This window comes from Pseudomonas sp. ASL8 (assembly GCF_056680355.1).
Map to the genome: position 1 here is coordinate 2,351,382 of NZ_CM155278.1, position 20,857 is coordinate 2,372,238.

The 20,857-nt window shown below is 56.5% G+C and carries 17 protein-coding genes and 1 pseudogene; 12 read left to right on the forward strand and 6 right to left on the reverse strand.

Annotated features, from left to right (window positions below):
- Window positions 1-20: 20 nt before the first annotated feature.
- Complete coding sequence (locus tag AC1MEA_RS10715) at window positions 21-1,268, reverse strand: MFS transporter (protein ID WP_480917751.1); 1,248 nt, start codon at window positions 1,266-1,268, stop codon at window positions 21-23.
- 337 nt (window positions 1,269-1,605) lie between these two features.
- Here AC1MEA_RS10715 and AC1MEA_RS10720 point away from each other — a divergent pair, with 337 nt between their 5' ends.
- The 3 genes from AC1MEA_RS10720 to AC1MEA_RS10730 are packed head-to-tail and all read left to right on the forward strand — an operon-like array spanning window position 1,606 to window position 4,240.
- A complete protein-coding gene (locus AC1MEA_RS10720) occupies window positions 1,606-3,045 on the forward strand; it encodes a cytochrome ubiquinol oxidase subunit I (protein WP_480917753.1) in 1,440 nt (479 codons plus the stop codon).
- 3 nt (window positions 3,046-3,048) lie between these two features.
- Entirely contained in the window at window positions 3,049-4,056 is a 1,008-nt protein-coding gene (gene cydB / locus AC1MEA_RS10725) for a cytochrome d ubiquinol oxidase subunit II (RefSeq protein ID WP_480917755.1), read from the forward strand.
- 16 nt (window positions 4,057-4,072) lie between these two features.
- Window positions 4,073-4,240 carry a DUF2474 domain-containing protein gene (locus AC1MEA_RS10730; protein ID WP_219062633.1) on the forward strand — a complete coding sequence of 56 codons (168 nt, stop codon included), beginning with the start codon at window positions 4,073-4,075 and terminating at the stop codon, window positions 4,238-4,240.
- An 88-nt stretch (window positions 4,241-4,328) separates the two neighbouring features.
- On the opposite strand, the gene AC1MEA_RS10735 is transcribed toward AC1MEA_RS10730, so the two are convergent.
- Both AC1MEA_RS10735 and AC1MEA_RS10740 read right to left on the reverse strand, forming a co-directional pair.
- Window positions 4,329-5,453 (reverse strand): methyltransferase, encoded by a 1,125-nt coding sequence (locus AC1MEA_RS10735; RefSeq protein ID WP_480917757.1) that lies wholly within the window; start codon window positions 5,451-5,453, stop codon window positions 4,329-4,331.
- Window positions 5,454-5,582: 129 nt separating this feature from the next.
- The gene (locus tag AC1MEA_RS10740) at window positions 5,583-6,050 is read right to left on the reverse strand and encodes a helix-turn-helix transcriptional regulator (RefSeq protein WP_480917759.1); all 468 of its coding nucleotides are present in this window, start codon (window positions 6,048-6,050) and stop codon (window positions 5,583-5,585) included.
- 387 nt (window positions 6,051-6,437) lie between these two features.
- Here AC1MEA_RS10740 and AC1MEA_RS10745 point away from each other — a divergent pair, with 387 nt between their 5' ends.
- Window positions 6,438-7,214 (forward strand): ferredoxin--NADP reductase, encoded by a 777-nt coding sequence (locus AC1MEA_RS10745; RefSeq protein ID WP_480917761.1) that lies wholly within the window; start codon window positions 6,438-6,440, stop codon window positions 7,212-7,214.
- 44 nt (window positions 7,215-7,258) lie between these two features.
- On the opposite strand, the gene mscL is transcribed toward AC1MEA_RS10745, so the two are convergent.
- Entirely contained in the window at window positions 7,259-7,708 is a 450-nt protein-coding gene (gene mscL, locus AC1MEA_RS10750; RefSeq protein ID WP_480917763.1) for a large-conductance mechanosensitive channel protein MscL, read from the reverse strand.
- Between the two features lie 269 nt (window positions 7,709-7,977).
- Here mscL and AC1MEA_RS10755 point away from each other — a divergent pair, with 269 nt between their 5' ends.
- Both AC1MEA_RS10755 and radA read left to right on the forward strand, forming a co-directional pair.
- Window positions 7,978-9,519 carry a catalase gene (locus AC1MEA_RS10755; RefSeq protein WP_480917765.1) on the forward strand — a complete coding sequence of 514 codons (1,542 nt, stop codon included), beginning with the start codon at window positions 7,978-7,980 and terminating at the stop codon, window positions 9,517-9,519.
- A 151-nt stretch (window positions 9,520-9,670) separates the two neighbouring features.
- Window positions 9,671-11,038, forward strand: coding sequence for a DNA repair protein RadA (radA, locus tag AC1MEA_RS10760; RefSeq protein ID WP_219062628.1), 1,368 nt, complete (start codon window positions 9,671-9,673; stop codon window positions 11,036-11,038).
- A gap of 22 nt (window positions 11,039-11,060) precedes the next feature.
- Here radA and AC1MEA_RS10765 read toward each other — a convergent pair whose 3' ends face one another.
- Window positions 11,061-13,391, reverse strand: a complete 2,331-nt coding sequence (locus AC1MEA_RS10765) for a TonB-dependent receptor (RefSeq protein ID WP_480917767.1) — start codon at window positions 13,389-13,391, stop codon at window positions 11,061-11,063.
- Window positions 13,392-13,954: 563 nt separating this feature from the next.
- Between AC1MEA_RS10765 and AC1MEA_RS10770 the strand changes: the two genes are divergently transcribed.
- The 4 genes and pseudogenes from AC1MEA_RS10770 to AC1MEA_RS10785 all read left to right on the forward strand — a co-directional run bounded on the left by AC1MEA_RS10770 (window position 13,955) and on the right by AC1MEA_RS10785 (window position 17,898).
- A complete protein-coding gene (locus AC1MEA_RS10770) occupies window positions 13,955-14,764 on the forward strand; it encodes a glycosyltransferase (protein ID WP_480917769.1) in 810 nt (269 codons plus the stop codon).
- An 82-nt stretch (window positions 14,765-14,846) separates the two neighbouring features.
- Window positions 14,847-15,650, forward strand: coding sequence for a 2OG-Fe(II) oxygenase (locus AC1MEA_RS10775; protein WP_480917771.1), 804 nt, complete (start codon window positions 14,847-14,849; stop codon window positions 15,648-15,650).
- 424 nt (window positions 15,651-16,074) lie between these two features.
- Window positions 16,075-16,989 (forward strand): annotated as a pseudogene (locus AC1MEA_RS10780) (methyl-accepting chemotaxis protein); the annotation flags it as partial.
- Between the two features lie 198 nt (window positions 16,990-17,187).
- Window positions 17,188-17,898 carry a methyl-accepting chemotaxis protein gene (locus AC1MEA_RS10785; protein ID WP_480918123.1) on the forward strand — a complete coding sequence of 237 codons (711 nt, stop codon included), beginning with the start codon at window positions 17,188-17,190 and terminating at the stop codon, window positions 17,896-17,898.
- Between the two features lie 2 nt (window positions 17,899-17,900).
- On the opposite strand, the gene AC1MEA_RS10790 is transcribed toward AC1MEA_RS10785, so the two are convergent.
- A complete protein-coding gene (locus AC1MEA_RS10790; protein ID WP_480917772.1) occupies window positions 17,901-18,269 on the reverse strand; it encodes a PilZ domain-containing protein in 369 nt (122 codons plus the stop codon).
- A 203-nt stretch (window positions 18,270-18,472) separates the two neighbouring features.
- On the opposite strand from AC1MEA_RS10790, the gene AC1MEA_RS10795 reads away from it, so the two are divergent.
- Both AC1MEA_RS10795 and AC1MEA_RS10800 read left to right on the forward strand, forming a co-directional pair.
- The gene (locus tag AC1MEA_RS10795; protein ID WP_480917774.1) at window positions 18,473-20,542 is read left to right on the forward strand and encodes a carbon starvation CstA family protein; all 2,070 of its coding nucleotides are present in this window, start codon (window positions 18,473-18,475) and stop codon (window positions 20,540-20,542) included.
- 27 nt (window positions 20,543-20,569) lie between these two features.
- A complete protein-coding gene (locus tag AC1MEA_RS10800; protein ID WP_219062619.1) occupies window positions 20,570-20,767 on the forward strand; it encodes a YbdD/YjiX family protein in 198 nt (65 codons plus the stop codon).
- The last annotated feature ends 90 nt before the right edge of the window (window positions 20,768-20,857 follow it).

Here is a 20,857-nt window from a genome sequence, read left to right on the forward strand (position 1 = left end):
GTGTAAGGCAGCGCCCTCTATCAGGCCGGCTGTTTCTCTTGCTCTACCACCAGATCGCGCATTCGGTCGCGCTTGGCCAGGCTGGGGAAAAGTTTGATCCAGATTCCGGTGACGGCGAGTGTGCCGATGCCGCCGAGTACCACGGCCGGTACAGTCCCCATCCAATGCGCAGTGAGGCCGGACTCGAATTCACCGAGCTGGTTGGACGCACCGATGAACAAGCCATTCACTGCGCTGACCCGGCCGCGCATTTCGTCGGGTGTCTCGAGCTGCACGAACGAGGCGCGAATCACCATGCTGATCATGTCCGCCGCGCCGAGTACGACCAGCACCGCCAGGGAAAACCAGAACGAGGTCGACAGGCCGAAGGCAATGGTGGCGACGCCGAAGATGCCCACGGCAGTGAACATCACCCGTCCTACGTTGCGCTCGACCGAGAAGCGCGCCAGCCACAATGACATCAGCAGCGCACCCACTGCGGGAGCTGATCGCAGCAGACCCAGTCCCCAGGGACCGGTCAGTAAAATGTCTTTGGCGAATACCGGCAGCAGCGCCGTGGCGCCCCCGAGCAATACGGCGAACAGGTCCAGCGAAATCGCGCCGAGGATGTCCGGGCGGCTGCGAATATAACGAATCCCGGCCAGCAGCGAGTCCAGCGTGGCCTTGGCTTTGCTCAATGGCGTCTGCCGCGCAGGCAGATTGAGCATCAGCGCGCAGGCAATGACATACAGCAGCACCGTCGGGCCGTAGACCCAGGTGCTGCCGAACGCAAACAGAAAGCCGCCCAGCGCGGGCGCGACAATGGTTGCCGACTGCTGAGCGGACTGCGACGCCGCCACCGCCCTTGGAAACAGCGAGTTGGGCACGATGGAAGGCAAAAGCGCCTGAGTGGTCGGCATTTCGAAAGAGCGGGCGGCACCGAGCAGAAACGAAAGAATGAAGATCATTTCCGGGGTGACGCTGTTGGTGGTGCTGCCGATCACCAGTGCCAGGGCGATCAAGGCCTGGGCTGCCTGGCAGATCGCGGAGACCTTGCGTCGGTCATAACGGTCAGCCATGTGCCCGGTGTGCAGCATGAAAATCACCCGGGGGATGAACTGGACCAGGCCCACCAGGCCCAGATCCAAAACGTTGCCGGTCAGTTGATAGAGGTTCCAGCCGATGGCCACGGTCAACATCTGAAAGCCGCTGGCGGTGAAGATTCGCGCAAACCAGAAAGCCAGGAAGGGTCGATGATGACGCAGCAACACAGGTGCTTGATCAGGCATTGGAAAGGCGGCCTCGGCGGTGAATGCGAGAGATTATCACGTGCTTTGTAACATTTGTTTGCCACTATGGGCGCGCCGCAATCCGGTTTTGCGAAGGTGGGGCAACTCGCCACGCGACAATCGACCACACAGTTCACCCTGCAAAACAGGGCTACTCTTTGATCGCTGGTTGATCTGCGTCAATGCATTTTCTGGCTTTGCATGCTGATCGGCTGCACGAATCCTCGCATTGCGAAACAAAACAGAACAATTTCAACCCGCAGCACTCCATATCCATGGGGGCAGTCGCTGCTGACCTCGGGTCAGTAGCCAGTACCACCTGATTAGAGGAAGTCCTATGTTCGGTTTAGAGGCACTCGATCTCGCCCGAATTCAGTTTGCGTTCACCATCTCATTCCACATCCTGTTTCCTGCCATCACCATCGGTCTGGCAAGTTACCTGGCGGTGCTTGAGGGGTTGTGGCTGAAAACGCAGAACGATGTGTACCGTGATCTGTACCACTTCTGGTCCAAGGTGTTTGCCGTCAACTTCGGCATGGGCGTGGTCTCCGGGCTAGTCATGGCCTATCAGTTCGGCACCAACTGGAGTCGGTTCTCCGACTTCGCCGGGTCGATCACCGGGCCGCTGCTGACCTATGAAGTGCTCACCGCATTCTTCCTGGAAGCGGGCTTCCTCGGGGTGATGTTGTTCGGCTGGAACAAGGTCGGTCGCAACCTGCACTTCTTCGCCACGGTCATGGTTGCCATCGGCACGCTGATTTCGACGTTCTGGATTCTCGCCTCCAACAGCTGGATGCAGACCCCGCAGGGCTTTGAAATCGTCAATGGCCAAGTAATTCCGGTGGACTGGTTTGCGGTGATTTTCAACCCGTCGTTCCCCTACCGTCTGGCACACATGGCCACGGCGGCATTTGTGGCAACCGCGTTCTTCGTGGGTTCCTCGGCGGCCTGGCATTTATTGCGCGGTCGTGACACCCCACAAATTCGCACCATGCTCTCAATGGCCATGTGGATGGCCTTGCTGGTGGCGCCTGTTCAGGCAGTGATCGGCGACTTCCACGGCCTCAATACGCTCAAGCATCAACCGGCTAAAATCGCCGCGATTGAAGGTCACTGGGAAAACGTCGGCAATGAGCCGACCCCGCTGATCCTGTTCGGCTGGCCGGACATGAAGGCTGAAAAAACCCGCTTCGCCGTGGAAGTCCCCTACCTTGGCAGCTTGATCCTGACCCACACGCTGACCGAGCAAGTGCCTGCGTTGAAGGATTTCAAACCTGAAGACCGGCCTAACTCGACCATCGTGTTCTGGTCGTTCCGGGTCATGGTCGGGCTGGGCTTCCTGATGATCTTTACCGGTTTGTGGAGCCTGTGGCTGCGCATGCGCGGCAAGCTTTATCACTCGCGGGCGTTCCTGTACCTGGCCTTATGGATGGGCCCGTCGGGCCTGATTGCAATGTTGGCGGGCTGGTTCACCACTGAAATCGGGCGTCAACCGTGGGTCGTCTACGGTCTGATGCGCACCGCCGATGCGTCGTCCGGGCACAGTTTCGGGCAGATGAGCCTGACCCTGGGGTTGTTCGTGGTGGTCTACTTCACGCTGTTCGGCGTCGGTCTGGGCTACATGATGCGCCTGGTGCGCAAAGGCCCGGTCAGCAACGAAGGCAAGGAGCAGAACCCCGGTGGTCCGGGCCAGCAACGCACGCCTGCACGTCCACTCTCGGCTGCCGAAGACGGCTCCGGCGGTGATGACACTCACAGCCTGAGCAAGGGGAATTGAGTCATGGGTATTGATCTTCCGCTTATCTGGGCTGTGATCATCATCTTCGGGATCATGATGTATGTGGTCATGGACGGTTTCGACCTGGGGATCGGGATTCTTTTCCCCTTCATCAAGGACGATTCCGAGCGCGATGTGATGATGAACACCGTGGCCCCCGTGTGGGACGGTAACGAAACCTGGCTGGTCTTGGGGGGCGCAGCGTTGTTTGGCGCCTTCCCGCTGGCCTATTCGGTGGTGTTGTCGGCGCTGTACCTGCCGCTGATCCTGATGCTGATCGGTTTGATCTTTCGCGGGGTTGCCTTCGAGTTCCGCTTCAAGGCCAAAGATGACAAGCGTCACTTGTGGGACAAAGCGTTTATCGGCGGCTCGCTGACCGCGACTTTCTTCCAGGGCGTAGCGCTGGGGGCGTTCATCGATGGTATTCCGGTGGTCAATCGCCAGTTCGCCGGGGGTTCACTGGACTGGCTGACGCCGTTCACGATGTTCTGTGGCGTGGCCCTGATCGTCGCTTATGCGCTGCTGGGCTGCACCTGGCTGATCATGAAAACCGAAGGCAAGCTGCAAAAACAGATGCACGATCTGGCTCGGCCGTTGGCCCTGGTGGTGTTGGCGGTGACCGCTATCGTCAGCATCTGGACGCCGCTGACCCATCCTGAAATCGCCACCCGCTGGTTCAGCCTGCCGAATCTGTTCTGGTTCCTGCCGGTGCCGATTCTGGTATTGGTGACGATGTACGGTCTGCTGCGTGCCGTGGCACGCCATGCTCACTACACGCCGTTTTTGCTGACGCTGGTGTTGATCTTCCTCGGCTACAGCGGGTTGGGCATCAGCCTGTGGCCGCACATCGTGCCGCCGTCGATCACCATATGGGAGGCCGCCGCGCCGCCGCAAAGCCAGGGCTTCATGCTGGTGGGCACGCTGTTTATCATCCCGTTCATCCTGGGCTACACCTTCTGGAGCTACTACGTGTTCCGTGGCAAGGTCACCCACGAAGACGGCTATCACTAGTGAGGAGGGGATGACGATGTCTGCTGAAGAATCTTCCCATGAGCCGGACCCGGCGCTGAAAAAACCGGTCTGGCAGCGTGTAGCCTGGCTGGTTGCGATCTACGCCGGCAGCGTGATGGCGTTGGGGATAGTCGCTTACGGTATGCGGTTGTTCATGAACGCGGCAGGGCTGACTACGCACTGAGGGCTCGCGCAAGCTCCTTGCAGGAGCGCGCTTGCAACTACGCGTCCCGCCGCGGTTTGCCTGAGGCACCGCCATCGCGGCGGTGCCTTCATTTACGTGCTTTAAGCACCACGAACTTCGGGGTTGTGGCGACTTGCTCCACGCCGCGAAACAGTCGCGCCAGTTTGCTGTGGTAGCCCAAATGGCGGTTACCGACGATGTACAGCGCACCGCCCACCACCAACGCATCACGCGCTTGCTGGAACATACGCCAGGCGAGGAAATCGCCGACCACCTGTTGCTGATGGAAGGGCGGATTGCACAGCACCACGTCCAGCGAGTCAGCCTCCTGACCGGCCAACCCGTCGCCAGCCCGCACAATAACCTCGCGCTCACCCAATGCGGTCCACCAGTTTTCAGTGGCTGACTGCACGGCCATGAACGACTCATCCACCAGCGTGTAGTGCGCTTGCGGATTGGCCAGTGCGCTGGCAATGGCCAGCACTCCGTTGCCGCAGCCCAGGTCTGCTACACGTGCCGAACCGAGGTTTTTCGGCAAGTGCGGTAGAAACGCCCGGGTGCCGATATCCAGCCCTTCGCGACAGAACACGTTGGCGTGGTTCACCAGTTCGATGACCGGGTCTTCGAGTGTGTAGCGGGTCGGGTAGGGTGAGGGCTGCACGCTTTTGATGTGCGGGGTGGCAAACAGCAAGCGCGCTTTTTTCACCGCCAATGACGCCTGCACCGGCCCGATGTATTGCTCCAGCAAATCACCCGCCGCGCGCGGCAGATGTTTGATCATCGCGGCTGCAATCACCTGCGCACCCGGTGCCAGTTGGCCCTGCAAGCGAATCAGTTGTTCTTCAAGCAAGGCCAGAGTCTTCGGGACACGGATCAGTACCCAATCGAACGGTCCGGTGAACATGTCACTGGCCGGGATCATGGGCACTGCATCAAAGGCCTGGCCGTTGCGCACCAGGTTTTTCTCCAGTGCTTGCGCGGCGAGAAAGGAGTCGCTGCTACTGACCACGTTCGCGTGGCTGGCCAGGCTGGCTGCCAGCGCGCCAAAGCTGTCGTTGAGCACCAGCACGCGGCTGTCCGGAGTCAGACCCTGCTCCGCCACATGACTGAGCAGGTATTCATCGGCTGCGTCGAACGCCTGCAACGGCTCGTTCTGTTGGTCAGGCTGGCGGATGAGATCGAGCTGAGCGAAAGGGCTGTTAAGCAGGGGCATGGGCAGGGGAACTCTGTTTTCGGAGACTATTGCGCACGTCACTGATGGCATGACGCGCGCAGAAGCCGTCGATTTTACGTGCTTTTGCACCCGGACACCTGCTGGATTTCCGAGTGGCTATAAAAACACTCAGAGGATGCCGCTCAAGGCGGCCTGCACCACCGCCGAGGTTTTGTTGGTCGCGCCCATTTTTTTAATCGCGTTGGCGATATGAAAATTGATCGTGCGTGTTTTCAACTTGAGGATGGTGCTTATGTCATCGGCGGTTTTGCCTTTGGCAGACCATTTGAGTACTTCAGTTTCCCTGATCGACAGCGGGGGGCTGATGGTGGGCGGGGTTTTGGTTGATAACCGTTCTGTCATGAAGGTGCGCAGCAGGTTACACAGCCATAACGTTTGTTCGACTTTTTCGTAGCACTCTGTGGATGAAGTCGTTTCGTGATTACGTGTCTGTGTCAGTCTTTTTTTGACGCCACGAAGGTCCTGAATAGAGTGGACTCCGCTCTGTCTCAACCGAGAGGAAAAGGCATTTTCCCAAACGGATTCTTCCACGGTGGACATCAATGTCTCTAGTTGATCCGGGTTTAAGCTGTCCATTATTGAGCTTCCATACTCGATACATACGATTCCCAGTGTAGGAGGAATTTTCCTACACTGTGAGGTAAGTAGGGCCGGCAAGTGATCAGGTGAATGGGTTGGCCGTTACACACTATTCAAACGAACGATATTTTTTTGGTTCGTTTTTCCATAAAACCCCTGCTTGTACGGGGGGAGCGACCGAGGTTTTCGAAAAGAGGGTGAGACCTGTTAAGTCCAGATCAGAATGATTCAGCGTGGCGTTATACGTTTTTGTGTTTAGAGCATTTGCGTAGGGTCAACACGCTCTTTTCTTCTAAATGCCACTACAAACCGCCGGTGTTTATCGACGTTGCTTTGCGGGACACTGGACGCTCCTCTTTTTAATTGCAGGAGCCAGGAGCGCCCATGACTGCCAGCGCAGAGAAATACACCCACCAGACGCTGCTCAACGTCACGTCATTGACCCCGAATCTGTTCACCTTGCGTACCACCCGCGATCCGGGTTTTCGCTTTCGGGCGGGTCAGTTTGCACGGTTGGGCGTGACCAAGGCCGACGGCAGCATTGTCTGGCGGGCGTATTCGATGGTGTCGTCGCCCCACGATGAATTTCTCGAGTTCTTTTCCATCGTGGTACCGGACGGCGAATTCACCAGCGAACTGAGCCGTCTGCGTGAAGGCAACACGCTGCTGATCGATCGTCAGGCATTCGGCTTCTTGACCCTGGACCGCTTCGTCGACGGGCGTGACCTGTGGATGTTATCCACAGGCACCGGCATTGCGCCGTTCCTGTCGATCCTGCAGGACTTCGAGGTGTGGGAAAAATTCGAGCGCATCATTCTGGTCTATAGCGTGCGTGAAGCTCGCGAGCTGGCCTATCAGCAACTGATCGCCGGACTCACCGAGCGCGACTATCTGGCCGACTACGCCGGCAAGTTACTGTTTTTGCCGACCGTCACCCGCGAGCATTACCCCGGAGCATTGGGTGGACGCATTACTCAGCTTATTGAAAGCGGCGAACTGGAACGGGCGGCCGGGCTGCAAATGACCCCCGAGCACTCGAGAGTCATGCTGTGTGGTAACCCGCAAATGATCGACGACACCCGCCAGATGCTCAAGCTGCGCGACCTGCAACTCAGCCTGAGCCGCCGTCCGGGGCAGGTCGCGGTGGAAAATTATTGGTAAGTGACCGTTCCCGCATGGCGTATGGGGGAACGATCAGTGGCGCATCAACCCAGCCGGGTTGGATCGGCAATCACACTTTCCAGCGGTCTGCTGTTCTGTGCTTTCAACAAGTCACGGATCTCGCTCAACAGCACTTCTTCCGGGCTAGGAGCGGCCGGCAGCGTTGGCGCGACAGCCTCTTCGCGTTTGAGGCGATTGATGGCCTTGACGCCCATGAAGATGGCGAACGCCACGATCACAAAGTCGATAATCGACTGGATAAACTTGCCATAAGACACGACCACGGCCTGCAGAGTGCCTTCTGCAGGTCGGAGAGTAACGGCCAGATCGCTGAAATCCACCCCGCCGATTAACAGCCCAATCGGTGGCATGACAACATCGCCGACGAACGACGAAACGATTTTTCCGAAGGCCGCGCCAATGATGATCCCGACCGCCATGTCGACCACGTTGCCTTTGACGGCGAATGCCTTGAACTCGCTCAGTACGCTCATAGGTTGTTCCTTGTTACAGATGAGTGGGTTAACGCAGTGTAATTCAGCTATACGCATCGCGCCCTGCGACTTGACAATCGACCGAAAATTGCCCGATTAGTTTTACCAGGGTTTTCAGATGGACTCTGAATTCAGCTATCTATTTGAAAATAAACAAGTTTTATGATGTGTTTCATCGGGTGACTTTTGCGAAAAAAAGCGCCGATTGCTTTTAGGATTGAAGGGCGCAGTTGAATGCGCCTAAAAATCTTAATAAAAGGACGTTAAGCATGAACGCCACCCTCGCGCTGGGAATTGTTTCCCGCCGAAGACTTGTGAGCCTTTTGACGGTCAGCCTGCTTTCCGTTTCCGTTCAAGCCGCAAACCTGACCCGCGATAACGGGGCACTCGTCGGTGACAATCAAAACTCGCAAACTGCGGGCGAGCGCGGCCCGGTCTTGCTGCAAGACGTGCAGCTGATCCAGAAGCTTCAACGGTTCGATCGCGAGCGTATCCCGGAGCGTGTCGTGCATGCTCGCGGCACAGGGGCTTATGGTCAGTTCACGGTAACGGACGACCTGAGCAACTTGAGCAAAGCCCGAGTCTTCGCTGCCGGTGAAACGACCCCGGTGTTTGTACGATTTTCCGCAGTGGTGCATGGCAATCACTCCCCCGAAACCTTGCGCGATCCGCGAGGTTTCGCGACCAAGTTCTATACCCGTGAAGGCAATTGGGATTTGGTAGGCAATAACTTTCCGACCTTCTTTATTCGCGATGCCATCAAGTTCCCGGACATGGTGCATGCGTTCAAGCCGGATCCGAGGACCAACCTTGACGACGACTCCCGTCGGTTTGATTTCTTCTCCCATGTCCCTGAAGCCACCCGCACGTTGACCGAGCTGTACTCCAATAGCGGCACGCCAGCCAGTTACCGTGAAATGGACGGTAACGGGGTGCATGCCTACAAACTGGTGAATGCCAAAGGTCAGGTTCACTACGTGAAATTTCAGTGGAAGAGTTTGCAGGGCATAAAAAACCTCAACTCGAAGCAGGTCGCTGAAGTGCAGGGCCGCGATTACAGCCACATGACCAACGACCTGGTGACCCATATCAATCAGGGTAACTTTCCGAAATGGGACCTGTATGTGCAGGTGCTCAAGCCTGAAGCGTTGGCAACGTTCGACTTTGACCCGCTGGATGCCACCAAAATCTGGCCAGACGTTCCTCAGCGTAAGGTCGGGCAGATGGTCTTGAACAAGAACCCGGGCAACGTCTTCCAGGAAACCGAGCAGGCCGCGATGGCGCCTTCCAATCTGGTGCCGGGCATCGAGCCATCCGAAGACCGCCTGCTGCAGGGACGGGTCTTCTCGTATTCCGACACGCAGTTGTACCGCCTGGGTGCAAACGCGCAGCAACTGCCAGTCAATGCGCCAAAAGTGCCGGTCAATAACGGTAATCAGGACGGCGCGATGAACGCAGGTCACAGCAGTTCGGGTGTCAATTATCAGCCGAGCCGCCTCAGCCCGCGTGAAGAGCAGGCGGATGCCCGTTACAGTCAGCTACCGTTGGCAGGTACAACCCAGCAAGCGAAAATCCAGCGTGAGCAGAACTTCAAGCAAGCTGGAGAGCTGTACCGTTCCTACAGCAAAAAAGAGCGGGCCGATCTGATTGAAAATTTCGGCGGCTCGTTGTCTTCCTCCGACGATGAAAGCAAACACATCATCCTTTCGTTCCTTTACAAGGCAGACCCGGAATATGGCACCGGCGTCACCAAGGTTGCGATGGGCGATCTCGTTCGGGTAAAAGCGCTAGCGAAAAAACTGACGGACTGATTCAGTCGGCAGCGTCGTGTCACTTCTGCCTCGGTGCAGGTTGGGTGGAAGTGATGCATGCAAAGGAATCCCATGAGCGTACTCATGTTCCACGCCGTCGCAGGCGCGCAAACCTGCGTTATGATTGCCCCCTTTTTAGACTGGGGTGGTTATGGCCAAGGCTAAGCGCATGTTCGGCTGTACCGAGTGCGGTGCGACTTTTCCAAAATGGGCGGGCCAGTGCGGCGAATGTGGCGCCTGGAACACCCTGGTCGAAACCCTCCTGGAACACGGTGCTGCCACCCCTCCGAGCGGTCGCTCCGGCTGGACCGGGCAGCAAGCGCAAATCAGGACTCTGGCTGAAGTCAGCGTCCAGGAGGTCCCCCGCTTCTCCACCAACTCCGCCGAGCTTGATCGTGTGTTGGGCGGTGGCCTGGTCGATGGGTCAGTGGTGCTGATCGGCGGCGACCCTGGCATCGGTAAATCCACCATTCTCCTGCAAACCCTGTGCGCTATCGCCGAGCGTATGCCCGCGCTTTACGTGACCGGCGAAGAGTCGCAGCAACAGGTCGCCATGCGCGCCCGACGTCTGGGTTTACCCCAGGACAAGCTGCGGGTCATGACCGAAACCTGCATCGAAACCATCATCGCCACGGCTCGCATCGAGCAGCCCAAGGTCATGGTGATCGACTCGATCCAGACCATCTTCACCGAACAACTGCAATCGGCACCTGGCGGCGTGTCGCAAGTGCGCGAGAGCGCGGCGCTGCTGGTGCGGTACGCAAAACAGAGCGGCACGGCGATTTTCCTGGTTGGGCATGTCACTAAAGAAGGCTCACTGGCCGGTCCTCGCGTGCTCGAGCACATGGTCGACACCGTGCTGTATTTCGAAGGCGAATCAGACGGGCGTTTGCGTCTGTTGCGCGCGGTGAAAAACCGCTTCGGCGCGGTCAACGAACTGGGCGTGTTCGGCATGACCGATAAGGGCTTGAAAGAAGTCTCCAACCCTTCGGCGATATTTCTGACCCGCGCACAGGAAGAAGTCCCCGGCAGTGTCGTCATGGCGACGTGGGAAGGTACCCGGCCAATGCTGGTGGAAGTTCAGGCGCTGGTCGACGACAGCCATCTGGCCAATCCGCGTCGTGTCACGCTCGGTCTGGATCAGAACCGTCTGGCCATGCTGCTGGCCGTCCTGCATCGCCACGGCGGGATTCCTACCCATGATCAGGACGTATTCCTCAACGTGGTCGGCGGCGTGAAAGTACTGGAAACCGCCTCTGACCTGGCCTTGATGGCCGCCGTCATGTCCAGCCTGCGCAACCGCCCGCTGCCTCACGACTTGCTGGTGTTTGGCGAAGTTGGCCTCTCCGGCGAAGTCCGTCCGGTGCCCAGCGGTCAGGAACGGTTGAAAGAAGCGGCCAAACACGGCTTCAAACGCGCCATCGTCCCCAAAGGCAACGCCCCCAAGGAAGCGCCGCCAGGGCTGCAGATCATTGCCGTGAGCCGTCTGGAACAGGCGCTGGATGCGTTGTTCGAATAGCCGGCTTTCTGTTTTGAAGGCCTCAGAACTTGACGTTGAACCCGGCGTACATCGCGCGAGGCGCCGCGGGGGTGGTTGTTTGGGGGTTTGATAGCCCAAGGGAGGGGATGTCGCCAACGGCGGCGAATCCACCGTAGGTCGTATATTGCCGATCAAGGGCGTTATCAAGTTTGGCGAACAGTTTGATGGTGTCAGTAAGCTGGTAGGCGCTGTGGACATTGAAAACCGTATACCCGCCCAACTTGGCATTTTTGTTTGAATCGTCGCCAACATAATACTGGCTGCTGTTGGCGATCACGTCCCCACCCAAGGTCCATGCAGACGTCATTTTATAGTCGCCGCCCAACTTGAACTGTAGGGGCGAAATGCCGGGGATCTTGTTGCCGGGGGTGACAAAAATAGTGCCGTTTGCATCGGCATCAGGGTTGTTGGCCGACGTCAGGGTTAGTTTGGATTGGTAGGTTGCATCGACATAGGCCAGTGTTGTGTAGGCCGACCAGTCGGTGGTCCGGTACTGGAAGTAGGCATCGACACCCTGCCGACGGGTTTTGCCCGCATTCAGATAGTAGCCATAGCCCGGAACCAGACTGCTTGGCTGACTGACGATGTCATCAGTGTTGTTAGTGAGAAATGCGCCAAGCTTCCAGTCAATCATCGAGTCGGTGGCCACCGCGCTGTGCCCACGAAGACCCGCCTCGTATGTTCTTGAGACGACTTGCTTCAGGCTCGGGTCTGATACCAGAAAGCCTTCGAGCAGGCAGGGTTTCGCCGGGTCTGCACAGCCAAGTTCAAGCGGAGTGGGGGCTCGGTTGGCTTCCGAGTAACCGCCGTAGACCGTCAGATCCGGGGTCAGCTTGTACGTGAGACCGGTGAGCGGGTTCAATCGCGCGTAGTGGTGGTTGCCGGTGAGCCCGGGGGAGGTCCCCAGCGAGTCGTTCAAGTTGATCTGGGCGATATTCAGCCGCGCGCCGACAGTGGCCGACAGACGATCTGTCACATCGAGCGTATCGGAAGCAAACAGCCCCTGATAAGTGTTCTTCGCTCTCAGCTTGACCGGCTGAATCAATCCGTCGGTTGTCTCGTAAGTGATTCCGGTACCCGCGACATAAGGGTCTATCGTCGTGTCCGGTATCGTACCGAGTTCATTTTTTCCAGAAAACGACAGGCTGGAATAGTCGATGCTGCCACCAGCCACGAAATGATTGTTCAGGTCGAGGAACACTCCATCATAAGTGGTCTGGAGAGAGCCGCCGACCGTGTTGGAGTTGACGTGAGTCTGGTCTATCGATCCGGCGATCCCTTGGTTCAATCCGGTGCCAGGGAGCAAGCTTGATGATAGATTCGCTCCGGTCGATGCGTTCTGCGTAATTGCAGTACCAAGGCACAACAGCGTTGAATCCGCCTCGCATGCCGTCACATCAGAGGTGTTGCCATCGACATGTTTCTGGTCGAAATGACGCACATAAATATTGCTTTGCACCGCCCAGTTGTCATTGATTGATACCTTGCCGTTAAGGGCTGCCATCAACATATTATTTTCTGTTGTCTGGGGAAACGTGTAGACGCTGGAGTATTTTCGGGACAACTCCTCAACGGGTGTTGGACCAATAACGCCAAGCGTATTCGCTGCACCCGAGAGGCTCAGATGGTACTCACTCTTGTCGTCTCGGTACCCAAGGTCGGTGTAGAACCGCTTGATGGTAGAAGAGGAATGATCACGCCAGCCGTCTTCATGAATTTCTTCACCCGATGTATAGAAAGCCCAGTTGTCCTTCTGAGCACCGTATTGGAGGGAACTGCCGATTCGTCCAAATGATCCTCCCGAGACTTCCGCTTCTAATCCGTCATAAGTGAACCCGTTCTTAAGTTGCAGGTTGATCGCTCCCCCAAGGGCATTAAGGCCAAAGACCGGATTGCTGGTCCACACGTCGGCGCGGTCGATGGCCACCGTTGGCACCAGATCAAAATTCACGGTATCGCCAAACGCTTCGTTGACCCGGACGCCATTGAGATAAACGGCCAGTCCCTGCGGTGTTCCTTGCACGGGAGATGCACTGAAGCCGCGCAAGTTGATGTCCTGGGAAAACGGGTTGCCCTGTACATCGGAGATCACCATGCCAGGCGTCTGCTGAACCAGCGTATCCAGCACGGAAGTTGATTTATTGCGGTCGAAGTCGTCAGAAATCAGCGATTGAGTGTCTGTCGAAACTTTGTCCCGATCAATTGCATCGCCGGCTACAGGGGAACTGCCGATGACGTGAATCGGCGCAAGCTCAGTTTCTTGTGCGTGCACCGTCATCGATGCGCAAACGCAGACAGTGCAGAGAAGTGCGTGCTTGAGCGTCGGGTACATGTCTGCCCTGTGTATTCATTTGCCCCGATTATCAATGCGCATGAACCCAGGGTTCGGGTGCAAGCATGATAGAGAAAGCGAGGGTTTATTGGTTGTTTAAAAGATATAACTCTGGCGCATAAATTGCTGTCAATGCCTCGTTGCAAAACCACGACCATTGAATGCATGAACCCATACTATCGTAGGTGCCGATGAGTATCTTTTGCTTAAGTGACTATTGGACAATGTGGCCCCTATTGATTTCGTAAGGTGTTACTTGCGGTGCGAGGGCTGTCTGGATCTTTTTGAGCACGCTCCAGCAAGCACGCGCCGCGATGGGAGCGCTGATGAAAGAGTAAGTTGTTCCAAAAAACAGCACGCGAGAGTCTTATGCGATGAAATTTTCAGATACAATTATTGGTTGGTTTTTGGTCGGCGATGATGGCTCTCGGAGTGACTGGCGGTTTTAAAAAAGCTACCATTATTGCCCGCGCAAAGTGCAAGCGGGCAATAATAAACAGCTGCTGGAGCCAGGCGTGATTAGTTGTGCATCGGTCTCCAGGCGATTACGGAGTGTCAGAACAATGAGTAACACTGATTTTTTGTCTGGAGAAAATCCAGTTTTCAGTATTGTTCTGGTTAATTACAAAACACTCGAAATGACCAAGATATGTTTGGGGCTACTGCACCAGCACGTGGGCAACAGCAATGTCCCGGTGTGGGTGGTTGATAACGGTTCCGCCGATGACAGTACTGAGTATCTGCGCACCCTTGACTGGATCAACCTGATCGAACGAGTCACCCCCGACTCAGAGCAGGGCCATATTGCGCATGGCAAAGCACTTGATATGGTTTTGGACCGAGTTGAAACCGACTATTTATTCCTGCTGCACACCGATACATTTGTTTTCGATAAAAATGTGTTTTCCATGATGCTGAATAAGTGCATAAAGAATCCGAAGGTGGTGGCGGTCGGCTGTGTAGAGCAAATAAACCGCGGTACCGCGAGAACCCTTTGGCGCTTTAGTTCGCGACTGTTCAAACACCACTACAGATGCCTGAAGTTGTCCCTTGGTTTGCGCTCAAAAGAGCCAAAACCCTACAGGGAAGTCCACTTGAAGAGCTTCTGTACGCTATGGAATTGCAAGCTGATCAAGCAACACGATATGCATTTTTTGATGGATGATCGTGTGCCTGGTTATACCCTGCAAGACCGCATGAGCGCGTTGGGTTATACCGTTGAATTTTTATCGCCCCGTAAAATATTCAGCTATCTGGATCACATTCAGTCGGGCACTGTTGCAGCCGCTGGCAGTTATGGAAAAACTCATCGGCGAACCAAGATGTACAATACTATACTTAAGCGTCTGAGTAAGAGTGGCTACAAAGAGTAATTTTGCAGGCGGTGAGTAAGCAGTATGTGCGACATTACTTAACGTCATCCATGATGTTTATTATTAGTCTATTGGAGCGGCAATGACATCCATCCCCCACACACTGCCCATCGCCATCACCCCGGAACTTGATTTTGACTTGGACGCCGCCAGCGCGTTTGGTCACTCGCTCGCCAGTGGCTACACTCAGGCCACGCCATTTCCGCACATCGTAATCGATAATTTTTTACCGGAAGACCTGATTGCAGGCATTTGCTCGCACTTTCCAATCGAACCCACTCACAATGAAATGCTCTACGAGCGCGGTTACAAGGGGCAGCACAAAAGGCAAATCAACCCCACTCAATGCGATCCCTTTCTGAGAAATATTTTCAGCGCCTTCAACTCGGCACCCATGCTGCAATTTCTTGAAAAGCTCACCGGCATCGAAGGCCTGATACCCGATCCTTATTTCAGCGGTGGCGGATTGCATGAAACGAAAACGGGTGGTTTCCTGGGTGTGCACTCTGATTTCAGGCTGAACAAAAAGCTTAATATTGAGCGCAGGCTGAATATCATTATTTACCTGAACAACGACTGGAAAGAGGAATACGGCGGTCACCTGGAGCTTTGGGACGTCGACATGAAGACCTGCCTGAAAAAAATCCTCCCTGTGTATAATCGTTGTGTCATTTTCAATACAGACAAAGACAGCAATCATGGGCACCCAGAGCCCTTGAGTACGCCAGTGCACCTGTCGCGCAAGTCCATTGCGCTTTATTACTACACCGCGTCAACCGTTGCAGTTGATCCTGCGCAGCGAAACAAAACCCACTACAAGCCAAGGCCTAAAGATCGTTTAAGCCTTAAGTACTACATGAACAAGCTAATCAGGAAGAAAAACTAAAGGGTGTTTTCAGGCGTTCACGCGCGGGTTTTCCAAGGGCTGAATCATGCATTCGAAAGCCGGAGTGTGGGGCGTTTCAAGCCACCGGCGAGGTGGTCAACCAAGGGATCCACGGCAGCAGCTGTCACTGCATTCTGGCACCCCTTAGTTTCTTATGGTGCACTGGCACAAGCAGACTAAAGTCGCTCATCCCACACCCTACAGTTCCTCATGGACACGGCCGATATCGGCCATATCCAGCCGATTGGCTGTCACATCTGTTTGTGGCCGTCAGTTCGCAGCCCTTTGAGGAAATACAATGTTTAAACGTTTTAGTCAGACCTTGGGTAATGTCGGTGTAAATGCCAAGCTTGGTTTGGGCTTCGGCCTGTTGGTGCTACTGACCTTATTGATCGCGCTGACCGGCTGGCACAGCGCCAATAATATGGTTGACCGTAGCAACAAGATCAGCGCCATTGCTAACCTGAGTGCCCTGACTAAAGATTTGCGCGTTAACCGCCTGCGCTATCAGGCTGAGCGCAACGAACAAAACAGCGCCGCAGTGACAGGCGTGCTGGAGCGTATCCAGGACAGTCAGCGGTCTCTGAACGGCGTGATGAATAATCCTGTGGACCTGCAACTTATCGAGGAGCAAGGCCGCATCGTCGAGGACTACCGGACCCGGTTCAGCACGCTTGAGCGAACCTTTAAAGACCGCGAAGCAGCGCTCGCGAAGTTGGTGCAGAGCGCTGCGGAAATTACCGAGGCGCTAAATGAAACCACCCATGACCTTGTGAGCGCCCCGGCGATTGAAGGGCAAGATGACTCTCTGCGTCTAAGCCAGTTCCAGGCCGTCAGCCTGCTCGCCGTGCATATCCAGCAGGCCCGCATAGCGGTGTACAGCTTCATCTACACCAATGATCCGAACAAAGAGCAAGGAACCCTGGCGACTATTGACCAGATCACCGCTGAACTGATCAAGGTCCGCGCCGCGACCGGGTCTCGAGAGCAGGGCGGCCTGACGCAAGCGGAACACGTGCTGCAACAGTACCGCAAGGATGTGCAGAACTATGCTGCGCAAGTACACACCAGCTTGGAAACGCTCGATCTGATGGCTGCTTCGGGCGTCAGTCTGGAAGCGCTTAGCCAGAAGCTCATAGACAGCCAAAGCCTGGCACGCGACAGCGAAGCGCAAAGTGCTCGCCAATGGCTGGTGATCAGCACGCTGCTGGCGTTGGCCCTGGGCATCCTCGCGGCTTGGGTCATCACGGCACAGATAGTCCATCCGCTGCTGGAAACCCTGAAAGCCGCAGAACGCATCGCTGCGGGTGATCTTAGTCATGACATCAAGACCGAGCGGCGTGACGAGCTTGGCCAGTTACAGCGCAGCATGCAGGGTATGACGGTGAGCTTGCGCGAGCTGATTGGAGGCATCAGCAAGGGTGTCACCCAGATTGCCAGTGCGGCGGAAGAGTTGTCTGCCGTTACCGAGCAGACCAGTGCGGGTGTGAACAGCCAAAGAGTCGAAACCGATCAAGTCGCGACCGCCATGAACGAAATGACCGCCACCGTACAAGAAGTGGCACGTAACGCCGAAGAAGCCTCAAATGCTGCCGCCGCCGCTGATAAAGAGGCGCGAGCAGGCGAAAAAGTTATTGGCGAGGCTATCGATCAAATCGAACTGTTGGCTGTCGAGGTCGGCAACTCCAACAACGCGATGAACCATCTGAAGGAAGAAAGCGAAAAAATCGGCGGCGTACTCGATGTGATCAAGGCCGTGGCTCAACAAACCAATCTGTTGGCGCTCAACGCCGCCATTGAAGCCGCACGAGCGGGAGAGGCGGGACGGGGTTTCGCTGTGGTTGCCGACGAAGTCCGAAGCCTGGCTCAGCGCACTCAGAAATCCACCGAGGAAATCGAAGGGCTGATCACTAGCCTGCAAAGCGGTACACAGGAAGTGTCTGCTGTAATGGAAAGCAGCCGAATCCTCACGGATAGCAGCGTCGAATTGACCCGTCGCGCCGTCACATCACTGGAAAGTATCACGCGCACGGTGTCGACCATCCAGTCGATGAACCAGCAAATTGCCGCCGCCGCCGAGGAGCAGAGTGCCGTGGCCGAGGAGATCAATCGCAGCGTGCTCAATGTGCGCGACATCTCCGAGCAAACCGCTGGCGCCAGCGAGGAAACCGCAGCCTCCAGCGTCGAACTGGCACGCTTGGGCAATGAGCTGCAGGTCATGGTCAGCCATTTTCGCACTGTCTCCTGACCTCAACCCTCAACCAACGCCTTTATTTCTCTCTCCAGTTCATCCATATCCCCGAGGTTCAGCTCGATCAGGCGACGGAGGTGACTGATCGACTCGAGCCCGATATGCAAACAAACAAATCCCAGCTGTTGGTTGTCTTCGTGGGTCAGTTGGACGTCCATGCGCACATCGACGTCTTCGCTCAAGTGGATGTCGACGGCGAAGGGTTGATCCGGGTCGCCGAGCCATGGGGTTGGGCGCTGGATGAGCAGGCCCTTGAGGGACAGGTCAAGCAGCCGCACCGGCCAGCGGTTCGGGCCTTGGCTGAGTTCGGTTTTGGCGTCGAAAGCGATGCGTTTGAAACGTCGACGCTCTGCGTTGGATTCGGTCATGGTTTCACCCTCTGAAGCGCTGACTATAGCGTCATAAACCGGCCTGTACCTGCCGACATTTTCCCTGCGGGTTGATTGCGAGCTGTTCTTGGTCTTTCGTCGCCGAAAACCCGCGCTGGACCCTGTTCGGGGGGTGGCCTTTCGCGCTGTTGAGTCTAAACTCGGAGGTCTGTTCCTAGATCACTCGCTGGAAAATAAAAAAAATGAAAAACAATACTAGCCTGCTGCGTCATGTGCCCTGGCTGATCCTTGCAGTTGTTGGAGCGTTTGCCTTGGGGGTCGTGGCTTTACGTCGCGGTGAAGCCATCAACGCACTCTGGATCGTGGTCGCGTCTATCGCGATTTATCTGGTTGCCTACCGTTATTACAGCCTGTTCATCGCCACCAAAGTGATGCAACTGGACCCTAATCGCGCCACCCCTGCGGTCCTCAATAACGATGGTCTGGACTATGTGCCGACCAACAAACACATTCTTTTTGGTCACCACTTTGCCGCCATCGCGGGCGCTGGTCCTCTGGTAGGCCCGGTGCTTGCGGCGCAGATGGGGTATCTGCCCGGCACGCTCTGGCTGATTGCCGGTGTGGTGTTCGCCGGTGCGGTGCAGGATTTCATGATTCTGTTCCTGTCCACCCGGCGTAACGGTCGCTCCCTGGGCGAGATGGTCCGTGAAGAAATGGGCCGTGTGCCGGGCACTATTGCCTTGTTCGGTTGCTTCCTGATCATGATCATCATCCTCGCGGTGTTGGCGCTGATCGTGGTTAAAGCGCTGGCGGGCAGTCCGTGGGGCATGTTCACGGTGCTCGCGACGATCCCGATTGCGATGTTCATGGGCATCTACATGCGCTATATCCGTCCGGGTCGGATTGGCGAGATCTCGTTGGTGGGTGTGATTCTGCTGCTGGCGTCGATCTGGACCGGCGGGCAGATTGCTGCGGATCCGGTCTGGGCCAAGGCCTTCACCTTCACCGGCGTACAAATCACCTGGATGCTGGTCGGTTATGGTTTCGTTGCGGCGGTACTGCCGGTCTGGCTGCTGTTGGCGCCCCGGGATTACCTGTCGACGTTCCTGAAAATCGGCACCATCCTCGCCTTGGCGATTGGCATCCTGATCATTGCGCCTGAGTTGAAAATGCCTGCGCTGACTCAGTTCACCGACGGCACCGGTCCGGTCTGGAAAGGCGCACTGTTTCCTTTCCTGTTCATCACCATTGCCTGCGGTGCGGTGTCCGGGTTCCACGCGTTGATCGCGTCGGGCACCACGCCGAAGCTGCTTGAGAGCGAAGCCCACTCCCGTTACATCGGCTACGGCGCCATGCTCATGGAGTCCTTCGTGGCGATCATGGCCATGGTGGCGGCTTCGGTGATCGATCCAGGCGTGTACTTCGCGATGAACAGCCCGGCAGCGATTGTCGGCAGCGACGCGGTCACGGTTGCGCAAACCGTCAGCAGTTGGGGCTTTACCATTACCCCGGAAGCGCTGATTGCGGTGGCTAAAGACATCGGCGAAACCACGGTGCTGGCCCGTGCTGGTGGCGCGCCAACCCTGGCCGTCGGTATCGCGCAGATCCTGCATCAGGTGCTGCCGGGCAAAGACACCATGGCGTTCTGGTACCACTTCGCGATTCTGTTCGAGGCGCTGTTCATCCTCACCGCCGTGGATGCGGGGACCCGAGCCGGTCGTTTCATGCTCCAGGATTTGCTGGGTACTTTTGTTCCGGCGCTTAAACGCACGGATTCATGGCCTGCCAACCTGATCGCGACCGCAGGCTGCGTCGCGATGTGGGGCTACTTGCTCTATCAAGGCGTGATCGACCCGTTGGGCGGGATCAATACCTTGTGGCCATTGTTCGGCATCTCCAACCAGATGCTGGCTGGCATTGCACTGATGCTCGCGACTGTTGTGCTGATCAAAATGAAACGCCAACGCTACATCTGGGTCACCATGCTGCCAGCGGTGTGGCTGCTGATCTGCACCACCACGGCCGGCTACATCAAGCTGTTCGACCCGAGCCCGGCGGTTGGTTTTCTGGCACTGGCGACCAAGTACCGCACAGCTCTGGACGCCGGTCAGGTGTTGGCTCCGGCTAACAGCATTGATCAGATGCAGCACGTGATCTTCAACGCTTACACCAACGCGACCCTGACCGCGCTGTTCATGGTGGTGGTGTTCGCGATCCTGTTCTATGCGATCAAGGTCGGTGTGGCAGCGTGGGGCACCAAAGGGCGTACGGACAAAGAGGCGCCTTTCCAGGCGCTGCCGAACGCACGATGAACCCGGGCTTCAACGGAGGAATTGCACATGTTCAATGACCTGAGTCGTCTCGGGAAATACCTCGGTCAGGCTGCGCGCCTGATGGTGGGCATGCCTGACTATGACAATTACGTCGAGCATATGCAGATCAGGCACCCTGATAAGCCGGTAATGACCTACGAAGCGTTCTTTCGTGAACGCCAAGAGGCTCGTTACGGTGGCAAAGGTGGCCCGAAGTGCTGCTGAACCTCTGATGGATTGTCATCTCTGATCCCGCGCGCCACGCCAGTCGTGGCGCGTTTTCGTTTCTGGGGTCTGGCTATGAAGCGCATTTAA

Excerpts from the sequence above, each read along its gene's own strand:
- AC1MEA_RS10715 (WP_480917751.1), bottom strand. The coding sequence starts at position 1,268 with ATGCCTGATCAAGCACCTGTGTTGCTGCGTCATCATCGACCCTTCCTG.
- AC1MEA_RS10720 (WP_480917753.1), top strand. The coding sequence starts at position 1,606 with ATGTTCGGTTTAGAGGCACTCGATCTCGCCCGAATTCAGTTTGCGTTC.
- cydB (WP_480917755.1), top strand. The coding sequence starts at position 3,049 with ATGGGTATTGATCTTCCGCTTATCTGGGCTGTGATCATCATCTTCGGG.
- AC1MEA_RS10730 (WP_219062633.1), top strand. The coding sequence starts at position 4,073 with ATGTCTGCTGAAGAATCTTCCCATGAGCCGGACCCGGCGCTGAAAAAA.
- AC1MEA_RS10735 (WP_480917757.1), bottom strand. The coding sequence starts at position 5,453 with ATGCCCCTGCTTAACAGCCCTTTCGCTCAGCTCGATCTCATCCGCCAG.
- AC1MEA_RS10740 (WP_480917759.1), bottom strand. The coding sequence starts at position 6,050 with ATGGACAGCTTAAACCCGGATCAACTAGAGACATTGATGTCCACCGTG.
- AC1MEA_RS10745 (WP_480917761.1), top strand. The coding sequence starts at position 6,438 with ATGACTGCCAGCGCAGAGAAATACACCCACCAGACGCTGCTCAACGTC.
- mscL (WP_480917763.1), bottom strand. The coding sequence starts at position 7,708 with ATGAGCGTACTGAGCGAGTTCAAGGCATTCGCCGTCAAAGGCAACGTG.
- AC1MEA_RS10755 (WP_480917765.1), top strand. The coding sequence starts at position 7,978 with ATGAACGCCACCCTCGCGCTGGGAATTGTTTCCCGCCGAAGACTTGTG.
- radA (WP_219062628.1), top strand. The coding sequence starts at position 9,671 with ATGGCCAAGGCTAAGCGCATGTTCGGCTGTACCGAGTGCGGTGCGACT.
- AC1MEA_RS10765 (WP_480917767.1), bottom strand. The coding sequence starts at position 13,391 with ATGTACCCGACGCTCAAGCACGCACTTCTCTGCACTGTCTGCGTTTGC.
- AC1MEA_RS10770 (WP_480917769.1), top strand. The coding sequence starts at position 13,955 with ATGAGTAACACTGATTTTTTGTCTGGAGAAAATCCAGTTTTCAGTATT.
- AC1MEA_RS10775 (WP_480917771.1), top strand. The coding sequence starts at position 14,847 with ATGACATCCATCCCCCACACACTGCCCATCGCCATCACCCCGGAACTT.
- AC1MEA_RS10785 (WP_480918123.1), top strand. The coding sequence starts at position 17,188 with ATGACCGCCACCGTACAAGAAGTGGCACGTAACGCCGAAGAAGCCTCA.
- AC1MEA_RS10790 (WP_480917772.1), bottom strand. The coding sequence starts at position 18,269 with ATGACCGAATCCAACGCAGAGCGTCGACGTTTCAAACGCATCGCTTTC.
- AC1MEA_RS10795 (WP_480917774.1), top strand. The coding sequence starts at position 18,473 with ATGAAAAACAATACTAGCCTGCTGCGTCATGTGCCCTGGCTGATCCTT.
- AC1MEA_RS10800 (WP_219062619.1), top strand. The coding sequence starts at position 20,570 with ATGTTCAATGACCTGAGTCGTCTCGGGAAATACCTCGGTCAGGCTGCG.